The organism is Providencia sp. CIM-Carb-044 (assembly GCF_033901115.1).
GTDB classification, from domain to species: Bacteria; Pseudomonadota; Gammaproteobacteria; order Enterobacterales; family Enterobacteriaceae; genus Providencia; species Providencia hangzhouensis.
This window is the reverse complement of record NZ_JAXADV010000026.1, coordinates 1-7728: the sequence shown is the minus strand read 5'-3', so window position 1 is coordinate 7728 and position 7728 is coordinate 1. Positions and strand designations below refer to the sequence as shown.

The 7728-nt window shown below is 55.5% G+C and carries 9 protein-coding genes; all 9 read right to left on the bottom strand.

Annotated features, from left to right (window positions below; translation table 11 throughout):
• The coding region (locus SJ312_RS22580; RefSeq protein WP_139156982.1) for a recombinase family protein at window positions 1–273 on the bottom strand (273 nt) is incomplete at its 3' end.
• A gap of 130 nt (window positions 274–403) precedes the next feature.
• Window positions 404–1891 carry an efflux transporter outer membrane subunit gene (locus SJ312_RS22575; RefSeq protein WP_048607676.1) on the bottom strand — a complete coding sequence of 496 codons (1488 nt, stop codon included), beginning with the start codon at window positions 1889–1891 and terminating at the stop codon, window positions 404–406.
• Window positions 1878–2351 (bottom strand): cytochrome c, encoded by a 474-nt coding sequence (locus tag SJ312_RS22570; RefSeq protein ID WP_094963214.1) that lies wholly within the window; start codon window positions 2349–2351, stop codon window positions 1878–1880. Before SJ312_RS22570 ends, SJ312_RS22575 begins: the two co-directional genes overlap by 14 nt.
• 28 nt (window positions 2352–2379) lie before the next feature.
• Entirely contained in the window at window positions 2380–3090 is a 711-nt protein-coding gene (locus tag SJ312_RS22565) for an ABC transporter ATP-binding protein (protein ID WP_048607673.1), read from the bottom strand.
• 4 nt (window positions 3091–3094) lie between these two features.
• Window positions 3095–4297 carry an ABC transporter permease gene (locus tag SJ312_RS22560; protein WP_094197185.1) on the bottom strand — a complete coding sequence of 401 codons (1203 nt, stop codon included), beginning with the start codon at window positions 4295–4297 and terminating at the stop codon, window positions 3095–3097.
• A complete protein-coding gene (locus tag SJ312_RS22555) occupies window positions 4294–5445 on the bottom strand; it encodes an efflux RND transporter periplasmic adaptor subunit (RefSeq protein WP_094963215.1) in 1152 nt (383 codons plus the stop codon). Before SJ312_RS22555 ends, SJ312_RS22560 begins: the two co-directional genes overlap by 4 nt.
• Window positions 5442–6050 carry a TetR/AcrR family transcriptional regulator gene (locus SJ312_RS22550; protein ID WP_004393990.1) on the bottom strand — a complete coding sequence of 203 codons (609 nt, stop codon included), beginning with the start codon at window positions 6048–6050 and terminating at the stop codon, window positions 5442–5444. Before SJ312_RS22550 ends, SJ312_RS22555 begins: the two co-directional genes overlap by 4 nt.
• An 80-nt stretch (window positions 6051–6130) precedes the next feature.
• The gene (locus tag SJ312_RS22545; protein ID WP_094963216.1) at window positions 6131–6805 is read right to left on the bottom strand and encodes a hypothetical protein; all 675 of its coding nucleotides are present in this window, start codon (window positions 6803–6805) and stop codon (window positions 6131–6133) included.
• 714 nt (window positions 6806–7519) lie between these two features.
• Window positions 7520–7728: hypothetical protein (locus SJ312_RS22540; RefSeq protein WP_319868372.1), on the bottom strand; the 209-nt coding region annotated here is incomplete at its 5' end.

Sequence of the window (7728 nt, the reverse complement as noted above, 5' to 3'; positions counted from 1 at the left end):
TTTGACGAACTCCATGCGCACGCCCCGTTGTGTCAGCCCTTGGACGATGCGGCGCAGGTCATCAAGGTTGCGTGCCAACCTGTCCATGCTATGCACCACCACGGTGTCGCCCTCGCGGACGAAGGCCAGCAGCCTTTCAAGTTCGGGACGTTGTGTGTCCTTGCCTGAAGCCTTATCGGTGAATACCTTGCCGACTTCTATTTGTTCCAGTTGTCGATCAGGATTCTGGTCGAAGCTGCTGACGCGGACGTAGCCGATACGTTGACCTTGCAAGATGCCTCCAAAGGTAAAAATGTCAGGATGAAATCTATTACCCTTGGCTGAATGTGTCAATAAATATAAATTCACACTCTACTCTGACGTTGTTTGTGCTCAACATCTGACATCAGGTTAGGGCATAGCCTTAACTGACACCACCTCCCAGGGCCTGATATAAAGCAACACTATCGACTAGGCGTTGTGCCTGGGCCGCAATCATATTGATCCGGATTGACTGTGCCTGTTGCTGCGCGATGAGCAGTTGCAGGTAGCTGGCCGCGCCCAGCCGGTATTGCCGCTCGACCGACTGCAAGGAGGCCTGTGCAGCCATATCAGCGGCAGCGAGGGCAGTCAAAGTTTGTGCATCGCTTTCCACCGCGCGCAGGGTGTCGGCGACGTTACGCAAAGACTCCAATACGACGCTCTGGTAATTGGCTGCGGCGGCATCAAAAGCGGCGAGCGCCGCTCTTTTTTCAGCGGGTAGCCCTGGATTAAAAAGAGGCTGGGTGAGCTGCGCAACCAGGCCCCACACTGCCGAGCCACCACCGAACAGGGCACCGGTGGTCAGCGCTTGAGAGCCAAGGTTGGCGCTCAGGTTGATCTGTGGGTAGAGCTTGGCGACAGCCACACCATAGTCTGCATTGGCCGCATGCAACAGCGCCTCTGACGCCTGGATATCCGGTCGGCGGCGCACCAGTTCTGAGGGCACGACGAGCGGCATCTCGACGGGCAGAGTGAAATCGGCCAGAGTGAAGGCCGGGATGCCACCCGTGCCTGGGGCACGACCGGCTAGCACCGCCAGTAGATGTTCGGTTTGTTGCAGTTGTTTACGCAGCGCAGGCAGTTCTGCCCGCGTTTGCTCCGCCTGAGCTTGTAGGCTCAACGCTTCATCAGGTGAGGCCTGACCGATACGCACGCGTTCATGGGCTAGGCGCAGTTGCTCATCCTGCACGCGCAAAATGGCAGTAGTGGCTTCTAGTTGCGCGGCGAGGCGTGCTCGGGTAATGGCAGCGGTTGCCATGTTGCCGGCAAGGGCCAGGCGCGCAGCATTCAGTTCGAAGCGACGGTAGTCGGCGCGAGCAGCCAAGGCTTCGAGTGCGCGCCGGTTGCCGCCAGCCAGATCGAGGTTGTAATGCACGCCAACGCTGGCGTTGTAGAGGCTGAATTGACGTGCGTCTCCGCTCAACCCTTGGCTACTGGGACTCATTTGCTGGCGCTGAGATCCCAGTGCGACATCTACCTGTGGATATTGCGTCGAGCCCGCCTGTGCGGCAAGAAGCTCCTGCGCCTGTCGCAAATTGGCGCTGATGCTCGCCAGCGTCGGGCTGACATGGAAAGCTTCGTTGATCAGTCCGTCGAGTGCGGATGAACCCAAGCTTTGCCACCATTGCGTTTCGATCGGAAGCCCTTCGACTAGACGTTGTGTTTCGCCGAACTGCGTGGGAGCGGACGCGGTTCTATCAGCCACCGGTGTTGCAGTGTAGCGAGCCACATCGGGTGCGGTGGGACGCTGAAAATCAGGGCCGGCGGCGCAGCCGGCCAGACCGGCGGTGACCAGACCAGCTACCAGGTAAGTTGCCGCAAGCCGTCTTTTGAGGCTGATGGGGCGCTGGCATGTTTTAGCGTGCTCCATAAAAATGCTCCACGAAAGGTTTACGGAAAGCTTGGTGGCAGCCCAAGCAGCTTTCCTGCACGTGGGCGAATGATTGGATCACCGCCTTGCCGTCGCTGCTCGCAGCAGCCAGCTTCATGGCCAGCGCCGCCTCGTGAGTCTGCGCGTCAAAGTTTCTGAACTTGGTCGCATCAGCGCCGAGGTAAGCAAGGATGCGCATTTTTTCAGTAAGCGGTGGCTCGGGGTGTGCAGCAACTTTTGGGGCGAGCTGAACGACCTGAACCCATTCCTCCTGCGAAATCGCACCGGTAATAGCCTGCATGTTGCGCTCGAGTTCCTGCATGATCTTGCGTAGCGCCAGTGGCTCAACCTGGGTAGCGTCACCAGCCCAAGCTGGCAACTGAAAACCCCATAAAAGCAGGCAGGCCGTAACGGTCAGGGTGATAGTTCCAAATGCGTGGTTGTGTTTGCGGTGGGTCATGAAATTCTCCTGTAATTCAATCGTTCTCTCATTCGAACTCCCGCCCTTCGCCAGCTTCCTCATGGGTCACACCGTCGCGGATGTGGTAGATGCGCTTGAAAGTGGGGATGATCTTTTCGTCATGGGTGACGACGATGATGGCGGTCTCGAACTTCCGAGCCATGTCGTTGAGGATGCGAATCACCGCCATGGCACGCACGCTGTCGAGAGGTGCGGTGGGTTCATCCGCCAGGATCACCGGTGGGCGGTTAACCAATCCGCGCGCGATGGCAACCCGTTGCTGCTCGCCACCGGAGAGTTGCGATGGCATGGCGTGAACTCGGTGTTGCACATCAAGCGCCGTAAGCAATTCCAATGCCTTCGCTCGCGCCTCTGCATTCGCGACGCCTGCAAGCATCGGCAGCAGGGCCACGTTGTCGGTGACATCGAGAAACGGAATCAGGTACGGCGATTGGAAGACAAAACCAATTTTGTCGCGCCGCAAGGCGCGCAGATCACGAACTTGCCAACCGCCGTCGTATATCACTTCATTACCCAGCGTCATGCGGCCGTCGCTCGGATCGATCACCGCACCCAGGCATTTAAGCAGCGTGCTCTTGCCCGAGCCGGAAGGGCCGACCAATCCGACCACCTCACCTGGTGCAACCTGCATATTCACGTCCTTCAACGCGTAGACAGCCGTGTCACCTTTGCCAAAGCGTTTGCTTAGGCCTTCGATGCGGATTCCTTTTCCAATCATGGGGTCACCCTATCGCTTCGGCCGGATCGACCTTGAGTGCCATGCGAATGGCGACGATGCTGGCCAGCACGCAAATCACGAGCACGGCAAAAAAACCGGTCACGGAATCCATTGGCGTGAGCAGCACATATTTGGGGAACAGGGGGGCTGAGAAAGTGGCGGTGATCTTGCCGACCACGAAGCCAATCACCCCCAAGGCGAGCGCCTGCTGCATGATCATCGCGGCGATAGTTCGGTTGCGTGTGCCGATGAGCTTCAATACCGCGATCTCGCGGATTTTGTCCATCGTCAGCGAGTAGATGATGAAAGCGACGATGGCCGCGCTAACGATGGCCAGAATCACCAAGAACATGCCTATCTGTTTGGCCGACGTGGCGATCAACTTGCCGACGAGGATGTCTTCCATCTGTGCCCGTGTGTAGACCGTCAAACGCTTCCAGCGTCGGATGGATTCGGCAACCTCGTCCGGCGCATGACCAGGTTTCAGAGTGACCAGCACTGCATTGACGAACGCGTTGGTGCTCTGTGAAGCAATCACGGCATCCAGCAAACCAGGAACACCGGGTCGATTGAAGGCCGGGTTGGCTTCGGTGCGACGCCGGCTTTGCCAAATGGCGTCGTTGTCCTTGAGGAACTGAGCCTCTTGGGCATCCTTGAGCGGAATGAATACCATCGGGTCGCCGCTGGACGACACCATGCGCCGTGTCAGCCCCACGACGGTGTAATGATTTCGGCGAATGGCAAGACGATCTCCCAGTTTGAAGCCGGTGGCGATGTCGGCCACCGCCTCGTAGTGACCGCGCGTGATCTGGCGTCCAGCGACGAGATAAGGAGGCCATCCGGGTGTAGCCCCCAACGCACCGGGCGCGATGCCGACCACCATGGTGCGTACATCACTCTCGCCCTTGCGTACCTGCATGGTCAGGTAGGTCACGTTCGCTGCCTGTGAGACTCCCGGCATGGCGAGAATGGCGCGATACACGTCATCGTTGAGGCTGGACGACTCCGCATAAGGACCCAGAGTATCCTTTTGCACCACCCAAAGGTCAGCGCCACTGTTGTCGAGCAACGCCTTGCCGTCGTCCACCATGCCTCGGTACACCCCAGCCATGACCAGGGTGACGCCGATCAGCAGACCCAGACCGATGCCGGTGAAGACGAATTTTCCCCAGGCATGGAGAATGTCGCGGCCGGCCAGGCTGATCATCGTGACACTCCTGGGATATGGTCGACCACATGGATGCGGCTGCGCGCCGTCAGTGCCTTTTCGCTATAGGTCACAACCTGGTCCCCATTCTTGAGCCCTTCGCGCACCTGCACGTAACCATTGAGGTCGGAAGTGCCGAGCTTGACCGGGGAGAAATGCAGATCACCATCCACGATTTGCCAGACACCAACTTTGTCGCCCTCACGCTGGACGGCAGCGTTGGGGATCAGTGGAGCGGCCGGGAGCGCCGGCAAGTCAACCGTGACTTCGGCCAGTTCACCCACCGGTGGCAAAGGTTCTGGTTTGTTATCGAATGTCACCTTGGCAAGCGTTTCCTCGGTTACCGCGTCGGCCTTGGGTTCCACCCGCAGCACGCGACCTTTCAAGGTCTGGCCACCACGCGAACGCAGGACGATAAGAGTCGGCAACCCCCCAGCCAGCCCCGATGCGCTGATCTGGTCGAAGCGCGCATTGATCCACAAACTCTTGGGGTCGATCACTTCCACCACGGCCTGGCCCGCGACGATGGTCGTGCCGGGATCGGCATCGCGCACGGCGACTACACCGTCGACCGGCGCGATCAGGCGCAGATTGCTCCGCTGCGCGACGAGTCCTTCGCGGTCGGAGCGTGCCCGGACAATATCTTCCCGAGCGGCAGATAAGGCGGCATCGGCGATCTGCAGTTCCAGCCGCTTGGTGGTGACGATTTCCTCGCTGGTCGAGCGCACCGCAAACAATTGCTCGTAGCGGCGCGCCTGGGTTTGCGCGTAGGCTTGCCGGGCTTCTGCCTCGCGCAAAGCCGCTTCCGCACGCTTGAATGCCGACTCCTGTGAGCGCACCCGATCATCGAGGTCGACCGGCTCCATCTCGCCGAGCACCTGTCCGGCCTTGACCTGGTCGCCTACATGCACCTCCAGGCGTTTGACGCGCCCGGCAAACGTCGGCCCGATCTTGTAGGTGTAGCGCGCCTCCACCGTGCCGATGCCGAACAGCGCCGGTGTGATAGCCCGTGATTCCACGCTTGCCACCGTCACAGCGACCGGGGCGAGCGGCCCTGATCGCAGACCGACATAAATAAAAAGCACCAGCAAAGGAATGATGACGGCAAGCAGCGCCAGGGTGCGGCCTTGCAAGGGTAACTTTTTCATTGCGCACTCCTTATGCCACGCCGATAAATTGCAAAGACGCGCGGCGCATCGCGGTGCATACGTCCCACATCACCCGCCAACAGCGATTGCATGACCAAGCCCTGGATCGTGCCAATGAACAGCGTTGCCGCCGCCTCGTTGTCAAGCGAGGGAGACAACTCGCCGCTGGCCTTGCCTTTCTCGATGAGACGATGCAAACGTTCGCCGTAGCGCTGAATCAAGGTTTGCACCATGCGCTTGGCCGGTGTCGATTCGGCACGCTGAAGCTCACCAAACATCATTCTTGGCACGCCTGGGTGCTCAGCTACGAATTCGATATGACTCATGAACATCGCCTCCATGGCTGCCAAGGGCGACTCGATTCCTTGTGCGGATCGATCGATTCTGGCTAATAGGCGCTCTGCTACCCACTCCATGACCGCCTGCCAAATGGCTTCCTTGTTCGGGAAGTGCCGAAACAGCGCACCCTGGGTCAAGTTCATGTGTTTAGCGATAGCCGCAGTGGTTATCTCGCTTGGGTTTTGTGAACCGGCAAGCGCCACGACGGACTCGACAGTTACGGCACGACGTTCATCGGCCGGCAGATGCTTTGGATGGGTGTCCACGAGCACTCCTTGTAAGATAGTAATTGATTACTATCTTACCACAAGAGGCAACTCAAACAAGAGAAAACCCGACGTACTCGTCAATATCTAGCGTCTGCAATGGGCTTAACGTGCTTTATTTTCCGTTTTCTGAGACGTCCCCTAAAAACCAATGCCAGAAGTAGCGTGAACATAATGAATGGAATGCCTTCCGCCAGTGTGTTTTGCGGATTAAGCAGGATAAGGCCGAGCACTCCACTCAGGAGGAAGAAACCAATACTCATCCACTTTAAGACAGGCGTTCCATGTCGATATACAATGAGTTTAATAATCTGGGTATCTGGTAAATCCTTCCCCATCGGTAATGAATATGCTGTTTGTATCGCTTTAGCTAACCCGTCATCGAATTGGCCGAGCGTCAGAGGTTTGTCTTTGTCTTTAACCCAGGCGTCGAACTCTGGTTTCACATCACTCTCTTCTATCAGATCGATATAGAACTGTGTTAGCGGCCATTCTATCTGTTGGTCATAATAGGCTTGTGGTCCACCCGCGTCATCCAGAGCGCGAATTTTAATTGCATACTTAGAGATACCAAACAGCACTACCGCAACAAACAAGATTGCGGAAGCCAGAATCAGTCTGTCTATATCCATGCCGGTAAAGAGCGAGTAAATAAACAGGGCGACACTTACCACTTGCAGCACCGCTGTACCAATAACAAAAAACCAAGCACTCTTGCCCAGAAAGGAAATGCATGCGTCAATATTTAACTTCATCAGATAATTAGCCCGCTTAATAATAGATATTAATAATACCTAAACCACGATCAGCTGCATCAGGAAATGACAGCAAACCGATCTGCTTTTTCCTATGCATGAGAAATTTACCCTGTTGAAATACGCCATGCCATAACCGATATCAGTTCCAACATTACAAATCTAGACCAACATACAATATGATTTAATTAACCCACCGCTGCCACACTGAAGACCTTCTTTACCTACTTTATCGCTGAATTTACCGAATCCCCCGCCTCTTATTTTTTCTCTTTTTTTCTCTCTTTTATCTCTTCTTTTCTCGCGTCTGTCATTCAGGAAGAACTTGCCGATTCCAAATAATGACACCGAACCCAAGCGGGCTTTCATATTATCGCGGAACAATGAGGATAGAGCTCGGGCTGGGTTTTGCCCCAAGCGGAGCGCCGGGGCATGGGGTTATACCCTTTATTGTATGTTGGTCTAGATATTAGGTTATTAAACCTTCTTAATATGACTTTAATTAAAACTGCATTATCATTACTTAAAAATGACAACCTCATCAGGAATAGCAAATGGAACTATTAAAATCAGAAATACCATTCACAATTCATGATAGTGAAATTAGTCAGGGGCCATTTCCAGCAAATGGTTTCCTACCATTATTTGAAACTGATTTTGGCAACGGCGATTACTATGGTTTGTACTGGCCTATCGGTCTTGAAAATGAACGCCTTATAGTTTGCGAACTATTTCACGATGAATGGCGTCTCGCCCCCGTTTTTTCAAATGCGTTAATATTGGCGGAGTGCCTGGAAATGGATAATGACTGTCAGGATGATGATTCAGTGATTGACGATCCCCTGCTTGGGGTTGTGTGCCCATTTCATCGAAAAGTCCAAAGTTTGCTTGTAGCCCTTTGATATCAAGGACTACAGCCGATA

Excerpts from the sequence above, each read along its gene's own strand:
- SJ312_RS22560 (WP_094197185.1), bottom strand. The coding sequence starts at position 4,297 with ATGATCAGCCTGGCCGGCCGCGACATTCTCCATGCCTGGGGAAAATTC.
- SJ312_RS22555 (WP_094963215.1), bottom strand. The coding sequence starts at position 5,445 with ATGAAAAAGTTACCCTTGCAAGGCCGCACCCTGGCGCTGCTTGCCGTC.
- SJ312_RS22545 (WP_094963216.1), bottom strand. The coding sequence starts at position 6,805 with ATGAAGTTAAATATTGACGCATGCATTTCCTTTCTGGGCAAGAGTGCT.
- SJ312_RS22575 (WP_048607676.1), bottom strand. The coding sequence starts at position 1,891 with ATGGAGCACGCTAAAACATGCCAGCGCCCCATCAGCCTCAAAAGACGG.
- SJ312_RS22570 (WP_094963214.1), bottom strand. The coding sequence starts at position 2,351 with ATGACCCACCGCAAACACAACCACGCATTTGGAACTATCACCCTGACC.
- SJ312_RS22565 (WP_048607673.1), bottom strand. The coding sequence starts at position 3,090 with ATGATTGGAAAAGGAATCCGCATCGAAGGCCTAAGCAAACGCTTTGGC.